Origin of the sequence: Psychrobacter sp. NG25 (genome assembly GCF_015234355.1) — a bacterium.
GTDB lineage: Bacteria > Pseudomonadota > Gammaproteobacteria > Pseudomonadales > Moraxellaceae > Psychrobacter.
Genome location: NZ_JADGMV010000005.1, coordinates 177,364 through 194,362, shown reverse-complemented (window position 1 = coordinate 194,362; position 16,999 = coordinate 177,364). Strand labels below are relative to the sequence as shown.

General features: G+C 44.6%; 11 protein-coding genes. 3 read left to right on the top strand and 8 right to left on the bottom strand.

Going from position 1 to position 16,999, the window contains the following annotated elements; genetic code table 11:
* The first annotated feature begins 5 nt into the window (after nucleotides 1-5).
* Together purB and IPZ60_RS09270 are read left to right on the top strand one after the other, a co-directional pair.
* Nucleotides 6-1,409 carry an adenylosuccinate lyase gene (gene purB / locus IPZ60_RS09275; protein ID WP_194197511.1) on the top strand — a complete coding sequence of 468 codons (1,404 nt, stop codon included), beginning with the start codon at nucleotides 6-8 and terminating at the stop codon, nucleotides 1,407-1,409.
* Between the two features lie 40 nt (nucleotides 1,410-1,449).
* Nucleotides 1,450-2,088, top strand: coding sequence for a DUF2238 domain-containing protein (locus IPZ60_RS09270; protein ID WP_194197510.1), 639 nt, complete (start codon nucleotides 1,450-1,452; stop codon nucleotides 2,086-2,088).
* Nucleotides 2,089-2,113: 25 nt separating this feature from the next.
* Here the strand turns inward: IPZ60_RS09270 and IPZ60_RS09265 are convergent, their stop codons facing one another.
* Nucleotides 2,114-2,299 (bottom strand): NF038104 family lipoprotein, encoded by a 186-nt coding sequence (locus IPZ60_RS09265; RefSeq protein ID WP_194197509.1) that lies wholly within the window; start codon nucleotides 2,297-2,299, stop codon nucleotides 2,114-2,116.
* 148 nt (nucleotides 2,300-2,447) lie between these two features.
* Between IPZ60_RS09265 and IPZ60_RS09260 the strand changes: the two genes are divergently transcribed.
* Entirely contained in the window at nucleotides 2,448-3,620 is a 1,173-nt protein-coding gene (locus IPZ60_RS09260; RefSeq protein WP_194197508.1) for a cupin domain-containing protein, read from the top strand.
* A 211-nt stretch (nucleotides 3,621-3,831) separates the two neighbouring features.
* Here the strand turns inward: IPZ60_RS09260 and guaD are convergent, their stop codons facing one another.
* From guaD to putA, 7 genes are all read right to left on the bottom strand, one after another.
* Nucleotides 3,832-5,274: a guanine deaminase gene (gene guaD / locus IPZ60_RS09255; protein ID WP_194197507.1), complete on the bottom strand. Its 1,443-nt coding sequence runs from the start codon at nucleotides 5,272-5,274 to the stop codon at nucleotides 3,832-3,834.
* A gap of 228 nt (nucleotides 5,275-5,502) precedes the next feature.
* Nucleotides 5,503-6,588: an XdhC family protein gene (locus IPZ60_RS09250; protein WP_320108729.1), complete on the bottom strand. Its 1,086-nt coding sequence runs from the start codon at nucleotides 6,586-6,588 to the stop codon at nucleotides 5,503-5,505.
* The gene (gene xdhB / locus IPZ60_RS09245) at nucleotides 6,581-9,151 is read right to left on the bottom strand and encodes a xanthine dehydrogenase molybdopterin binding subunit (RefSeq protein ID WP_194197506.1); all 2,571 of its coding nucleotides are present in this window, start codon (nucleotides 9,149-9,151) and stop codon (nucleotides 6,581-6,583) included. Before xdhB ends, IPZ60_RS09250 begins: the two co-directional genes overlap by 8 nt.
* A gap of 223 nt (nucleotides 9,152-9,374) precedes the next feature.
* Nucleotides 9,375-11,003, bottom strand: a complete 1,629-nt coding sequence (locus IPZ60_RS09240) for a xanthine dehydrogenase small subunit (RefSeq protein WP_194197505.1) — start codon at nucleotides 11,001-11,003, stop codon at nucleotides 9,375-9,377.
* A 148-nt stretch (nucleotides 11,004-11,151) separates the two neighbouring features.
* On the bottom strand, nucleotides 11,152-12,513 hold the full coding sequence (locus IPZ60_RS09235) for a nucleobase:cation symporter-2 family protein (protein WP_320108728.1): 1,362 nt from the start codon (nucleotides 12,511-12,513) through the stop codon (nucleotides 11,152-11,154).
* A 361-nt stretch (nucleotides 12,514-12,874) separates the two neighbouring features.
* On the bottom strand, nucleotides 12,875-13,564 hold the full coding sequence (locus IPZ60_RS09230) for a 1-pyrroline-5-carboxylate dehydrogenase (RefSeq protein WP_194197503.1): 690 nt from the start codon (nucleotides 13,562-13,564) through the stop codon (nucleotides 12,875-12,877).
* Between the two features lie 11 nt (nucleotides 13,565-13,575).
* On the bottom strand, nucleotides 13,576-16,827 hold the full coding sequence (gene putA / locus IPZ60_RS09225) for a bifunctional proline dehydrogenase/L-glutamate gamma-semialdehyde dehydrogenase PutA (protein WP_194197502.1): 3,252 nt from the start codon (nucleotides 16,825-16,827) through the stop codon (nucleotides 13,576-13,578).
* Nucleotides 16,828-16,999: the final 172 nt, after the last annotated feature.

The window sequence follows — 16,999 nt, the reverse complement described above, 5'->3', positions numbered from 1 at the left end:
TATCTATGACCACCTCTTTTTCTGCCTTGACAGCCCTTTCTCCAATCGACGGTCGCTACGCGTCTAAAGCCGACAGTTTACGTCCTTATTTATCTGAATTCGGTCTGATCAAAGCTCGCGTCACCGTTGAGATTCGCTGGTTGCAGTCATTGGCTGATAATAGTGCTATCGGCGAGTTGGCAGCGTTTGATGAGGCAACGAATGCTTTTTTAAATGCTATCGTTGATGACTTTAGTGAAGCAGATGCACAAGCCATCAAAGACATCGAAGCCACGACCAATCACGATGTAAAAGCCGTTGAATACTTTATTAAAGACAAATTCCGTGGTCAGAATGCACTCATTGATTCACTAGAATTCATCCACTTTGCTTGTACCAGCGAAGACATCAACAACTTATCTTATGCTTTGATGCTGAAAGACAGCCGCGAAATTGTGGTTGCTAAAATGCAGCAAGTGACCGATAGCATCGTTGATTTGGCCATTACTCACGCCGAGCAGCCTATGTTGTCGCGTACACATGGCCAGACCGCTAGCCCAACGACCCTTGGTAAAGAAATGGCAAACGTGGCCTATCGCCTAGCCCGCCAAATCAAACAAATTGGTCAAGTTGAACTATTGGGTAAAATTAATGGCGCGGTTGGTAATTATAACGCTCATTTCTCAGCTTATCCTGATGTTGATTGGCAGTCACATGCCGAAACCTTCATTGATGAGCGTCTTGAGCTAACGTTTAATCCTTACACCACTCAGATTGAGCCACATGATTATATCGCTGAGCTATTTGATGCTGTCAAACGCTTCAATACTATCTTAATCGATTTTAACCGTGATATTTGGCAATATATCAGCTTAGGCTATTTTAAACAGCGTCTAAAAGACGGGGAAGTTGGTTCTTCTACCATGCCACATAAAGTCAACCCGATTGATTTTGAAAACTCAGAAGGTAACTTGGGCGTTGCAAATGCTATGTTGGCACATTTGGGCGAAAAACTGCCTATCTCACGTATGCAACGTGACTTATCAGATTCTACCGTATTGCGTAATATCGGTGTTGGTTTGGCACAAAGCATGATTGCTTTTGACGCTTGCTTGAAAGGTGTTGGTAAGCTTGAATTGAATGCACAGCGTTTGAATGACGACTTAAACAATGCACAAGAAGTATTGGCTGAGCCGATTCAAACCGTGATGCGTCGCTACCGTGTGGAAAACCCATATGAGAAGCTTAAAGCATTGACCCGTGGTAACGCCATGACTCGCGAAGCCATGCTAACGTTTGTCGAAAGCGATGAATTGTCTGCCGTGAGCGATGCTGATAAAGCACGCCTACGTGACATGACACCAGCGACTTATATTGGTAATGCCACTGAGCAAGCCCTTACCATTAAAGATTGGATTGCCAAGCTTTAATTGGCTGCTATTAATAGCTAGCAAAAAATAAGCGGGCAAAATGCAGCGAAATTTTATATCTGTGCTTGTCAGTACCATTGCAGTATTCATCGTAATGGTGCTAGCAAGTATTGAGCCTCTAGAATGGTCAAACTACCTACTACATCAGTTGGGTACCTTGATTTTTTTAGGGTTGATGCTACTAGCCTACCACTATTGGCATATTAGCTCACGCTCCTATGTCCTCGCTTCAATATTTCTATTCATTCATATTATCGGTGCACGTTATCTATACTCATATGTGCCCTATGATGATTGGACACAGCTCATATTTGGCGTCAGCTTAAACGATTTGTTTGGTTGGCAGCGAAATATGTATGACAGGCTCGTACATTTTAGCTATGGGCTTTTGCTACTCAGTGCGATGGTTGAGAGCTCAAAATTCATCTTTAAGATATCATCCATCAAACTTTTGATAGCGATTGCACTAATGATTAATATGTCATCAAGCCTGCTCTATGAGCTATTAGAATGGGGAATTGCAACCACCTTATCGCCAGAAGCAGCAGAAGCTTATAACGGTCAGCAAGGTGATGTTTGGGATGCCCACAAAGACATGGCATTAGCACTACTCGGTGGGCTAATCGCTGCGGTGATTACTCTATTTCAAACTCGTCACGATAATGTCGTAATCAAGTAGCCGGAAACAACAGCCGAACAATAAACTAATCATCTTTTTTTTCGTCATCACTATCGCCCGGTATGATGGCTTTACCCACTGCAACCGTACCTTTTACCACGCCTTTAGTGGTTTTATAAGCGATTTTTGCAGGCACTGTCACAAGCTTGTGTACACAGCCTTGTATCAAAAACACACTAGCGATAATGACAATAAAATGTAACTTTTTCATAAATTTTCTACCATTGATTGTATGCTCTGATAGTTAATCATTATTAGCCATCAGATAGGTGATAATAATAAACCATTACAACCTTCCTATAAAGCAATCATCACTATTATTCTTATACTTATTCTTATCTAAAGACACGGATTCACCAATGACTTCTATACCTTTATGTTTACCAGCTTCTATCACTGCTGAACAGTTCCTAGCAGAATACTGGCAAAAAAAACCGCTTCTCATTAAGCAAGGCTTGCCACAACTCATTGGCATGTTTGAGCCTGATGACATGCTAGGCTTAGCCCTAGAAGAAGAGGCATCAGCGCGCCTACTAACCCAGTCCGCAACCAAGACCGAAGGCCAAGCACAGTGGCAACTCAAAAAAAGCCCGCTGACTGAAGCTGATTTTGATAACTTGCCCGAGCAATGGACGGCGCTCGTACAAAATCTAGAGCAATGGTCACCTGAGCTTGGTCAACTGTGGCAAGCTTTTGACTTTATACCTCAGTGGCAGCGCGATGACATTATGGTCTCGTATGCGCCAAAAGGTGGCTCCGTGGGCAAACACTATGATGATTATGATGTGTTTTTGGCACAAGGTTACGGTCACCGCCGTTGGCAGCTAGGCAAGTTCTGTGATAAAAGCACAGAGTTCGTCGCCGATGAGCCAATCAGACTTTTTGACGATATGGGCGAGATTATATTTGATGAGATATTAGAAGCTGGCGATGTGCTGTACGTACCACCTAAATTATCGCACTTTGGCGTTGCACAAGATGACTGTTTGACGTTTTCTTTTGGCTGCCGTCGCCCAAACTTGATGCAAATCATCGATAATATGGCTGATATCGCAACCAACGACAGCGATTTATTTATACCGATGATACTGCCACAAGCGCTACAAGCATCAGGTGAGCTACAAGCTGATAGTATCCAAGCGATTAAAAACCAACTGTTGCAAATGCTACAATCTGATCGTGGTGATGACATGATTCGCCAAGCAGTGTCTGAAGTGGTTAGCAAGCGTCAATATGATGCACTCGTACCAGAAGAAACTTTAGATACAGACGAGCTGATGCAAGCCTTGGCTGAAGGGGCAACACTGCAAGCTGACTATAACAACCGCTTGATCTACAGCCAAACTGATGATGGCATCATACTATATGCGAACGGTCAGCGTATTGATGGGCTAGATGATGTGTCAACGACGGTGTTGATACGCTTGGCCAGTGGCGAGCATTTAACAAATCAAGATATCACGGATATTGACCCAGATGAATTAAGTGAATGGTTAGAAAACGGCTGGGTTTGGATTAATTATCCTGAATAATGTGCTAATGCTGGCATTTAACTAAAGCTTAAACAGGATTCATAGCGAAACATGCTCAGTGTCTATTTACAAAGTAACTTTAGTAAAATAGACACTGGGTGCTATTCAAATAAAGGCTATTCAAATAAGAGCATCTAAACGATGTCGTTTGAAGCATCATACTGTGTTAAACAACACCATATTTTTATCACTTATTCTACAAACACTTATCCTATAAAGTCGTAGATCTCTTATAGCGACTCACGCCAGCGATAACAGTCTGCTCAATCACTCTATCATCGCCTAGCATCATCAACACAAACAACTGCTCTTCAAGTGACTTGGTCTGTGTCATACGACGCTCAAGCAACTCCGTACCGCCCATATTTATCACGACAAAATCAGCTTCTTTGTTTGGCATGAAATTGCCAATTTTATCATCCAACAATAACGACTGCGCATTACCCAGCGTAATCTGATATAACCCTTGATGGGCTGATAGTGATTTCTTCTGTAATTGCTGAACCTTATAAGCTTCTGATAAAGTCGTCAGCATCGATAAACTAGTACCCGCCCCCACATCAGTCGCGATACTTACACCGGTATAACTCAAGGTTTTGGACAAATCGAACAGACCACTACCCAAAAACAAGTTAGAGGTTGGACAGTGCGCTATTTGAGTACCCGTATCACGTAACACTTCATACTCTGAGGTTTCAAGGTAAATACCATGTGCCAATGTGGTTCGTCTGCCCAATAAGCCCATATCATGATAAACATCTAGATAGCCTTTGTGATTGGGATAAAGCTCACGTACAAATACCACTTCATCAAGGTTTTCGGCCAGATGTGTTTGCAGATAAACACTATCGTAACTGCGGTATAGCTCACCCGTCATTTGCAATTGTTTTGGCGTCGATGTAATCGCAAACCTTGGGGTTATTGCCACATGTTGACGTCCACGCTCATGCCATTTATCAATGATATTTTGTGCATCTCGGATGCCCTGCTCAGTAGGCACACACAGGTTTTCAGGCGCATTTTGATCCATCAGCACATTACCAGTAATCATGCGTGTGTTCAGTCGAATGCTTTCAGTAAAGAAAGCCTCTACCGATTGCGGATGACTGGTCGAAAACACCAATGCACTCGTTGTACCGTTGGCCAACAACTGGTTTAAAAAGAATCGGGCGGTATCATGGGCAACTTTTGGATTACCAAAATTTGCCTCGGTGACAAAAGTATAATTATTGAGCCAATCAAGCAACTGCTCTCCAAAAGCAGCAATCATGTCTATCTGTGGGTAATGCACATGAGTATCGATAAAACCTGGCATGATGATATTATGCTTACAATTATGAATCTGTACTGATGCTTTGCTTTCATGCTTACTCTCATTGCCATACTGCGACATCATTGAGGCACAATTCCCGTAATCCACAACTAGACCTGTTGTATCATCGACTACGAGTGCACCGTCTGCAATATACTCAGGATAAACGTTCACGTCTGCGATGACAGGTAATAGTGAGATACTGCTATCCAGCTCTATGGTATTTAGATACTGGGCATTGTCTGAATCTTTTGCCGCAGCCTCCAATTCTTTTGATCGGATAGCAAGGTCATCTTCGGTAAGATAATGCAGTAATTGAGCTTGATAAATATGTATGGCCATAAAAAATCTCACATTAATGGATCAGCACTTTGGCACAAGATTAGGCCATGTTAAGCACTCAAACATGACGAGCATATTTTGAACACAAAGTGACTGAGTGCAGCCTATATATCGTTATGGCGTACAAAGATAAAAGACGAAAGTAATGTCTGAAAATAGAAAGTTGAACCGTAAAGTTGAACCGTAATGCAAAGTTTATAGGTCAATATCAGTTATGACCTATGACATTTATGCACGATGATAAAGCTGCAAAACTTGAGCAGCGATAGATACAGCAACGGCCATAGGCTCTTTGCCACCAATCTCAAGTCCTATTGGCATGGTTAGCTTGGCAATCGATTGCTCACTATAGCCGCGCTGAAGCAAACGCGCTCTAAAACGATTTTCTTTGGTTTTTGAGCTGATACAACCAAGATAAGGCATAGATTGTAATGCTCTATCGTCAGTATTGGCCTCATGAGCATCGGCATTTATATCTATAGAAGCATCCAATGCAGCACGCACCAAGTCAAAATCAAGACTATGATCATGAGTCATGACTAATATAAAATACTGAGCCCCTTTGTTGGCGGCTGCATTCCGGTGGCTGTTTGCAATGAATGGGCGTACAAAGTCCACAGGGTCTTCCTCGATATGTGGACGAATATGCGCAGGCAATTGATAAGTGACTTGGTCATCTATAGCATCAGCATCCTGCGTCACATAACGCTCGAACATTTCAGCACGGCTATCCACCCAATCCACCTGACAAGGTAAATCGGCAAGTATGGTCATTAGTGCCGCTGCGACATGCCCTCCCCCAAAAACTAACAATGACATGGGCGGTGTCACATTAAAACATTCAAACATGACGGTGACACTACCACCGCAGCACTGTGCTAACTTAGCGCCCAATGGATAATGTTTGGTATAAACAGCGTCACGGCGCACTGCCTTGGCTTTTTCAGACTTACCTTCTCTTGATGATTTGGAGCCTTTTGAATCATTTGTATCTGACTCACCTTTGAGTAGCTTCCTAGCAGTTATCGTCACATCATGCTCGAGACTACCGCCGCCCAAGGTATCACAGCAGTCATCAAGCGTTACAATCATTTTAGATTGCAACTCTCGAGGCGCTGAACCATTGACAGCAACGACAGTGGCCAAAATATGTGCGATACCCTGCTGCTGATATCGTGCCAGCCCATCATACCAACGCATCGAATGTATCAAGGGCATCGAGTGTACAGCTGAGCACGATAACATTTGTGGCTCAGATACGTGTGGCTCGGATGCTTGTGATGCTGGTGTTTGTGGCGCTGATAGATTACTCACCGTGCGCAGGACCCCTAGCCGTTGATACATTTGGATCTTTTATCGCCTCGGGCTGATCGTCGAATAACTGGCCTTCAGTTTCTGTCGGATTGATATCTTTGCCATGAGGTACTTGCTGCGGCTGTACGCGATCATCATCGATACCGTAATTATCTTTAACTGACGTTAAGCTCTCAATAGTGTCCATATCTACTTTATCAGCAATCTCCCACGCTTGACCTTGCATGCGCATCACAGATTTTAGTACAGCCTCTGGCGTCGCTGGCATGGTCAACTCTGGATTTTTCTTATAATCACCTAAGCTTGCGATTGCATTGTTAATCGCACACCAAACGCTGGCAGCCAACATAAATGGTGGCTCACCCACCGCTTTAGAATTATAAATTGTCTGCTCTTCATTCTTACGATCGAACAGTTTCACGCTCCACTGTTTTGGTAAGTCATGAGCCGTTGGAATCTTATAGCTAGCCGCGCTATTGGAAGCGAGTTTGCCCGTCTTATCCCAAATCAGTTCTTCCGCCGTCAGCCAGCCCATCCCTTGAACGAAGCCACCTTCGATCTGACCAATATCAATATCTGGATTAATGGATTGACCAACATCATGCAAGATATCGCAGCGCAGTACTTTATACTCACCCGTTAAGATATCAATCTCGACTTCTGAACACGATGCACCCAAGGCAAAGTAGAAGAATGGACGACCCCATGCTTTTGAGCGATCATAAAAAATCTTCGGGGTTTTATAATAACCAGTCGAAGACAAACTAATACGATGCTGGTAAGCCAGCAATGTTAATTCAGCAAAAGTAAGCGTGGCTTTATCGGAAATATAGACATGATTATTCTCAAACCTAATGTCCTTTGCAACAACTTCAAAATGCTCAGCAGCAAACTCAACCAAGCGCTCTTTAATGGTAATACAGGCATTTTGTGCCGCTTTACCATTAATATCTGTACCCGATGAAGCTGCTGTTGGTGAGGTGTTCGGCACTTTGTCTGTACGTGTCGCCGTTACTTTTACAGTGTCCAAATCTACATCGAATTCATTGGCAACAATTTGGGCAATCTTGACATATAGCCCTTGCCCCATCTCAGTACCACCATGGTTGATCTGGATAGTACCGTCGGTATAGATATGTACCAGCGCCCCTGCTTGATTCAAATGCTGTACGGTAAACGAGATACCGAATTTGACAGGAGTCAATGCAAGGCCTAAGCGCTTATCACTGCCCTCGGCTTCTGCTTTTTTATTGGCCTCTGTAACCTGCTGACGACGTTTATCGTACTCGTTGTCATCAGCCAGCGATTTCATAATCGTGGCCAAATCAAAATGCTCAATCGGCTGTCCATAATGGGTGCTCTGACCATCTTTATATAAGTTCGTTAATCGTACTTGTAGCGGGTCTTTTCCCAATGTATAGGCGATATGATCCATCATATATTCAGCCGTTAGTAACCCTTGCGGACCACCAAAACCTCGATATGCCGTGTTAGAAACGGTGTGTGTCTTACAGCGATGACCTGCTATCTGTGCCGCTGGATAGTAGTAGGCATTATCACAATGGAACATCGCACGATCGACGATAGCATCAGACAAATCAGGCGAATAACCACACAGTCCTGATAATTGCATATCTACGCCAATTATTTGACCTGCATCATCGACACCAACATCATATCGGTTAGCAAACTCGTGGCGCTTACCCGTCACTACCATGTCATCCTGACGGTCTAAACGTATACTTACTGGCACATTATGGCGTTTGGCCACGATACCGCACAGACAAGCCCAAGCAGCGGCTTGCGTTTCTTTACCACCGAAACCACCACCCATTCGACGTACGACGGTAGTCACTGCATGAAAAGGCAGATCGACTACTTCAGCAACGAGCTGCTGTACTTCGCTAGGATGCTGCGAGGAAGTGTAAACCTCCAGACCACCATCATCACAAGGCACCACATATGACACCTGACCTTCGAGATAAAAATGCTCTTGCCCTAGCATATGAATATGGCCTGCAATACGAGTAGACGCAGATTCAAGTGCTACTTGAGCATCCCCGCGCGTCATGAAATGGCTCGGACGCACAAACTGCTCTTGATTTAATGCGTCTTCAATAGTCAATATCGCTGGTAATGGCTCATATTCTATAACTGCTTTGAGCGTGGCTTTTTTGGCCGCGCGATGGCTAGTAGCAACGACGGCAAACAGTGTCTGACCCACATACTCTGTAATCTTATCCACCATCAGCGGATCGCCATCAAAGACAGGGCCGATATCAGTTTTAGCCGGTATGTCCTCAAAGGTAATAACATCTATTACCCCATCGGCTGCTTTCACCATGTCCAGATCCATGCTCAATACACGTGCATGCGCATGAGTGCTCTTGCCGATGGCTAAATGCAAAGTACCTTGGGGCTTTAGCATATCATCGACATAAGTGGCAGTGCCCATCACATGACTGATCGCACTATCATGCTTTGCGCTAGTACCGATTTTGTTTTTAGGTGGACGTACACGACGAATACTGTAGCTGTCAAATAATGAAGAATGATGGCTCATGATGGGGCTCTCTTATATTTTTGGTCAAACCTGTATGTTCGGCTTCTAGCGTTTTGACGGTATGATAAAAGCTATGTTGCGAACGGCTCTATTGAAAGTTAAGTCAGACGCTAAACTTAATAATGTTACTGTCAAAGGCACTGTCGCAAAATCACAACGGTTATAAATATCTATATTTGGGGCAAAGGAAGTTTAGAGCCATTTTAGATATTCACTGTCTCTATCAAGCGCTTATCGTTTGCAGCTCTGTTACCAGTTGCTTACCACACTTAATGAGCAGTCGTTGCACCACATGCATACGATACTCTCGACTCGCTCTCACATCTGTCATTGGTGATACATCCATTGGTAGCATTTGTGCAGCCTTCTCAAAACTAGCTACCGTCAAAGGCTGTCCAATCAATGCTTGCTGAGATTTTGTCGCTAACAGAGGAATAGCCGCCATACCACCCAGCCCAAATTTGGCATCTTCGATGGTCATACTATCTGCTGAGATATCCAGTCTCGCCGCCAGTAGACAGGCAGAAATATCATCTTCATAACGCTTACTAATTTTATGAATGTATAGATATTGGTTGTCTTGCAGAAGTGGTATGTGAATAGCGACCACATAGCTGCCTGCACGTAGCTTGGTTTTTTTATAATCTAAAAAGAATGCTGATAAAGGTATCGTCTCATCAGTGTAAGATGCCTGAGACTCGTCAGTATGATTGGCCGTATCACAATGACGTAAATGAACCTGCGCATCTAATGCCAACAGAATCGGTGGTAAATCGCCAATCGGTGAGGCATTAGCAATATTGCCACCGATAGTGCCCATATTCCGAATTTGTGGTGAAGCAATACGTTCAAATAGCGCAGCAAATGTAGGAAAATACTGCTCAAGCACAGGCAGCATTTTTTTATAACTCATACCAGCGCCGAGTATCAGTGATTTTGTAGATGCTGATGCTACGTTTTGCTTATCATCTGATAGCGCATTGTCATTGGCATCCACCACTGACCAAGATTTTAGCTCATCAATCGCAGACAGTTGCACAATCACTTCATGATCGACCAAATGCTGCGTCACACTCAAGCCCAAATCAGTCCCGCCTGCCCAAATAGTCGCCTTCGGATTGGCCGCTAGTACTTGATTCAGTGCATCAATTGACTGTGGCATAAATAACTGCCGCGAGTCTTGCGTCAATGCGGCTTCGATAGCATTATCCTTCGGTGGAACAGACGCTTTGCTAGTTGCCATCGCATCGGTAGCTAGCGCTATCGTGAGATCTTTCGCTGCTGTCTGCGCTTCGTCGCGCTGCTGACCAATATTACCCATGGCCAGACCAGCTTCGATAATAGGACGATAACCCGTACAGCGACACAGATTTCCCGATATTGAAGCGACAATATCATCATAGCTGAGCTCATCTATCGTCGCATCCTGCACTTTTTGCAGACGATGGTTTTCATAAACGCTGGCAAGCGACATCACAAACCCAGGCGTACAAAATCCACACTGCGAACCGTGACAGTCAACCATCGCTTGTTGCGCTGGGTGTAATGAGGCGCGATCTGGATGATGCTCAGGATTGTCCGCGAGATAAGCCGCTGTCATTAGATGATGACCATCCATCAGTGACAGCAAAGTAATGCAGGAGTTTAGAGTATGAAAAGGCGTATTAGAACGTTCGCTATCATCTATAGCCAATCGTTGCGCCATGACGGTACAGGCACCGCAGTCACCACTACCACAGCCCTCTTTAGTATCGGTCTGTCGTTCGTGCAAGCGTAAATACTCAAGTACCGTTGTATTCGGATTGAGGTGGGTTATCTCATGGTGCTTTCCGTTCAGATAGAAACTAATCATAGCAATACTCGGCTAAAAAATTGGGCTTTATAAAATTAGGCGGCTCAGATAAACCGCTAACATCTGCTAAATGGCTCAAAACAATCAATCTATATTTAATACATATCACATAATAATAGTGCTTAATAAAGGATGAACTATATTTTTATTATATATCAGCGTCCTGAGTATCCACTGGTAAAAACAAACTTAATGTAATGGCTGTGATAGCACCGATTGCTACAGGTGATATCAGCACGTTACGTATCAATTCGGGCACATGTGATAACACCTCAGGCACCATAGACACACCAATACCCATTCCGACAGAGGTCGCGACAATCAACATATCGCGACGGTCGAGCTTGGCGGTCGACAATACCTTGATACCTGCCACTGCTACTGTGCCAAACATTACTAGCGTTGCACCACCTAGTACTGGCTGAGGCATGGTTTGCAATAGCGCGCCAAAGATCGGGAACATCCCAATAATAATCATAAGAGCGGCAATATAAATCCCGACATGGCGGCTGGCGACTCCGGTAAGTGCTATAACGCCATTGTTTTGGCTAAAGGTCGTCGATGGCATACTGTTTAAAGTCGCAGCAATCATAGAGTTCACGCCATCTGCCAATACCCCACCTTGAATTCGATTGAGATAGACAGGTCCTGTGACAGGCTCTTTTGACACCACTGCATTCGCCGTTAGATCGCCTGTCGTCTCAAGAGCGCTTACACAATATAAAATAGCTAATGGAATAAAGGCAGCAATATCAAATTGAAAACCAAATCTAAAGGGTATAGGAACCGTCACGAACCCAACATTGCTCAATGAAGAAAAATCCAACCTGCCCATAAAAAAGGCAGCTAACATACCTAGTACTAAAGCAATGACAATCGAGGAAAGTCTTAACAAGGGATTTTTTGAGCGGTTAAAGGCAATCACCGATACCAGTACAACCATACCCAGAAACAGGTTCTGTAAGCTACCAAAATCTTCAGCACCAAAGCCACCTGCAATATCAGTCATGGCTACTTCGATCAATGGAACACCAATGAGAATAATAATAGTACCAGTGACAACGGGCGTAAATATTCTTTTTAATTTATGAATAAAACGACTTAGTACAACTTCGACAAAGGCGGCGCAAAAACTAACCCCAAAGATAGTGGCCAAAATATCTTCTGGTGAACCACCCCGCCCTTTTACAATCAAGCCAGCAGAGATAATCGCTGTCAAAAAAGCAAAGCTGGTCCCTTGCAAACTTAACATACCCGCACCTACAGGGCCTATTTTTTTACATTGAATATAAGTGCCAATACCAGAGGATATGAGAGCACAGCTAATCAAATAAGGGACATACTCACCCAAGCCTAAGGTGCCAGCGACAATCAAAGTAGGTGTAACAATAGCAACGATACTGGCCAATAGATGTTGTAAAGCCGCGAAGCTTGCTGGCCAAAAACTAGGATTGTCATTGAGCTGATACATCAACTCGTTGTTTTTCTGAGACTCTACAGAGTTAGGCACTATCAATCTTCCTTGATTCATATATTTTTAAGTTTACTAACAGTCCCTAGTAGCAGGTGTCGGCAGCCTCATTAATAATTTTGGTCTAAGCGATTTGGTGTTAGTGATAACATCACTTTGAAAGATGACCATTTGGTCAGGTTTTATGATAATAGCACTACTGTTGTTTGCCGACAAGCGCTAAAATATCGTTCATAAGATTTTAACTAGTCACCACCTGAAATATGAAATACTTGAAAATCAGTCACAAAAAAACGGTTAATGCCTATTTCCAAAAGCTTTTAGGCCCTTAAAAATAAACATTAACCGTTATTGGAACGATGCTAAGTAGTGTCTTTCTACCTAGCACATTTCATTTTTCTTATGTCCCAAGCTCAAGTAAACTCGCATTACCACCGATAGCGGTGGTATTGATTGTTTTAACACGCTCAGTGACAAAACGATGCAGATAATCAGGCGTTAGCATCTCTGACAAACCTTCCATATCCGTCACGCTGATCACCTGCGTCAAAATACCATCAGTATTAGCCAGTTCTTGGCTGATTGTCTGTGCATCAGCTCGGCTACCAGACACTGCCACTTGTGCAAGACGATCGATATGCAACAAAGTAATGGTCTGTGAGTCATTAGCAACGCTCAATACATCTTCGCTGATGCCTGTTTCATAAAGCACTTTTGCCGCCTCGATGCACATCTCATCTTGGCTTGGGCCATGCAGTATGACTTCATTGCCTGTCAATAACGCTGCTATTAACTGCCCTAACACTGCCATTGCTCTAGCAGACTCACCGCCCACAACCATCGTCTTACCACGGCCAGTGACGTACAAGTCGTTTGACTCACCAGTGGCACCAACCATACGATGCATCTCATCCAGACTAGGTGCTGCACTCAATAGATGATTGAATAAGCGCTTGGCTTTGTTGGCATCACCAGTTAACAGCGCCAGCTTTGGAATGGCCGCCTGTAGATAGGTTGCACGATTCACTGCGCCCAGTAATCTCCAAGACTCACAGACCTGTGCATGATTTTTTTTGAATTCAGTCGCCATGATGCTACTCCTTATGCAAGTTCTGTTTGAGTGGTGGTTTGGGCTTGGCTATTGCTAGCCTCGATATCAGTCGCCGGCTCTGAGATTAGCTGCATGAGGCGTGATACGTAGTGTGGACCACCCGCTTTAGGGCCAGTACCAGACAGACCACAGCCACCAAATGGCTGAACGTTGACCACGGCACCAATCTGGTTACGGTTAATATAGGTATTACCGACAAACGCGCGACGCTCGATGTTCTCAGTGGTGGTTTCGATACGACTGTGGATACCCAAAGTCAAACCAAAACCTGTTGCATTAATCGCATCAATCAGCTTGTTCAAATCACGAGCTTGGTAACGCAATACATGCAAGATTGGGCCAAAGTGCTCACCGCCGATGACATCGATGCTTTTCACTTCAATCGCTGTTGGTAGTACAAACGTAGACTCATCTTGGCTCACGACTGAGGTTGAGCTCATTGGCGTTTGTGCCAAAATCGTCGCGGTTGGCTCTGCTGCCATACGCGCGATATGTGCCTCTAGACCTTGCTTGGCATCCGCATCAATTACTGGGCCCACATCGGTGGCAGCATACAGTGGATTGCCAACAGATAGTTCTGCCATGTTACCTTGTAGTAGTTCAATCAAATCATCTGCCATCTCTTCTTGCACACACAAGATACGGCAAGCTGAACAACGTTGACCCGCTGAACCAAACGCTGATAATACGGCGTCTCTAACAACCTGCTCTGGCAATGCCGTTGAATCAACGATCATCGCGTTCTGACCACCCGTTTCTGCAATAAATACTGGCAGCTCACCACTGGTTTGGGCATGGTCGTTTAGGCTTTGATTGATACGCTGCGCGGTCTGAGTAGAGCCGGTAAATATCACACCTGCGATATTGTCAGCTGCCGTCAATGCGCCGCCCACATCACCTGCACCAGTGACCAATTGCAGTGCCGCTGCTGGAATACCTGCTTGATACATTAACTGTGCACCAAAATGAGCGATCAAACTGGTTTGTTCAGCAGGTTTGGCCACTACCGTGTTACCTGCAGCTAGTGCCGCCACGATTTGACCTGTGTAGATTGCCAATGGGAAGTTCCATGGACTGATACACACAAAAGTACCACGTGCTTTATAGACTTGGCGTGCTTGTTTACCAGATAAATCGGTAAACTCATAAGCAGTCGCTTCTAAACGCTCGGCTTCATCTGCATAAAAACGACAGAAATCAACTGCTTCTTTGATCTCATCAATACCATCTTGCAGAGTTTTACCTGCTTCGACTTGGCACAATGCCATCAATTCAGCATAGTTCTCTTCATATAACTCTGCAATCTTACGCAAAATCTCAGCACGCTTTGCAGCTGATACGTTTTGCCACTCGTTTTGACCAGCAACAGCCGCATCGATGGCTTGGCGAGCCAATTGAGCGTTGGCGTATTTGACTTCACCAGCGCTAACTTCATGGTTCCAAGGTGCATGTACTGTCTGAGCATCCAGCTGATGCGTTGTGCCATCGACTTCGTAATCATTAATGGCTTTGCCATTGATGATAGGTGTCGCTGACCAAGCCTTGTCTAAGTAGCTATCGATAGCCGCTGTAAACGGAGCCCACTGCGAATCAATAAAGATATTAGGACCAAAACTGGCACGACGTTCGCCATAGATTCCTGATGGCAATGGGATATCTGGATTGTTCAACGCGGCATTGGCTAGCAGCTTGTCATATGGATGCACAGTCAGCTTATCGATAGGATAAGACTTGTCTAGTAACTGATGGACAAACGAGCTATTTGCGCCGTTCTCAAGCAAACGACGTACCAAGTACGGCAGCAAGTCTTTGTGCGCGCCGACTGGTGCATAAATACGTACAGGAATCTTATACGCATCTAAAATATGATCGTAAAGCGCATCACCCATGCCATGCAAACGCTGGAACTCAAAGTCTCTGTGCGCGCTCATCGTAATGATTGACGCAAGTGTGTGAGCGTTATGCGTTGCAAACTGTGGCCAGATTAGCCCGCGCAAATGATCTGATAATAAGAAACGGGCACAAGCGAGATAGGCGGTATCCGTGCCTTCTTTACGAGTCCAAACAGGATAGCCTGATAGACCTTTTTGCTGAGCCAGTTTGATCTCTGTATCCCAATAAGCGCCTTTAACTAAGCGTACTGGGATGCGGTCGCCTACTTCACTTGAGAGACAAGCCAACCAAGCGAGGACTGCGATAGCGCGTTTAGAGTAACCCTGTACAACGATACCCAAACCATCCCAGCCAGCCGTCAAGTTATCACGGTATAGAGACTCAAACAGTTTTAGAGAAATCTCAAGACGATCCGCTTCTTCAGCATCAATACTCAGATCAACATTGACCTCACGTGCCGCTTCGATGAGCAACATGCAGCGTTGACGCAGCAGTCCCATGACTTGCGTTTCTTGCGTGGCTTCATAGCGAGGATGCAGTGCTGATAATTTGATAGATACTGATGGCTTTGGCATGCCGTCTTTGACTTTAATGCTCGCAGTGGCTTTGATGGCATGCAGGTAGTCGTTGAAGTATTTTTCAGCATCTCTGTGCGTGATGGCCGCTTCACCTAGCATATCGAATGAATAGGTGTAACCTCTGTTGCGATACGGTTGGCTATTTTTATTGGCGTCTTCAATGGTTTCGCCCAATACGAACTGATGACCCATGATACGCATGGCTTTTTGCATCGCACTACGAATGACAGGCTCGCCCATCTTTTTGGTCATACGGTCTAAAAAGCCTGACGCTGTCGTGCTGCTATCGATGCTCACGACGCGGCCCGTCATCATCATGCCCCAAGTGGAAGCATTGACCATAAAGCCGTTGTCATTTTTGATGTGCTTTTTCCAATCAGCCACACTCATTTTGTCATGAATCAGCGCATCAGCCGTATAGTTATCTGGCACACGAATCAAGGCTTCTGCCAAGCTCATGAGCAAGATACCTTCTTGGGTATCAAGGCTATACTCAAGCAACAATGAATCGACCATTTTGACGGCTTTGCCGTCATTACGCACATGCTCGACCAATTTACGCGTTTGCTCAGCAGCAGCATCGCGCTCTTCATCACTAGGTTTGGCAAGCGGTAACAGCTCAGACAACCAACGCACTTCATCCACACTATATAGCGGTGAGATACGGGTATGTAGCGTTTCTAATGACTGGGTAAGATATGCCGGCTTCAGCAAATCAACAGCAGAAAACAAGATAGGCTCTTGCGGGGTAAACTGGTCTACTGGGTTCATAATAACTCCATAACTATCGTTTAAAAACCATAATAAATGGTGCTTTAGGAAGTCTGATCGTCCTGTGTGACGGCTCACAACCGCTATTAAACTGAATAGTGGTTATTAACGGATACTCACAGTAATAATCAAAAGACCAAACGGCGCCATCACAAAACTAAAAATCCAGCAG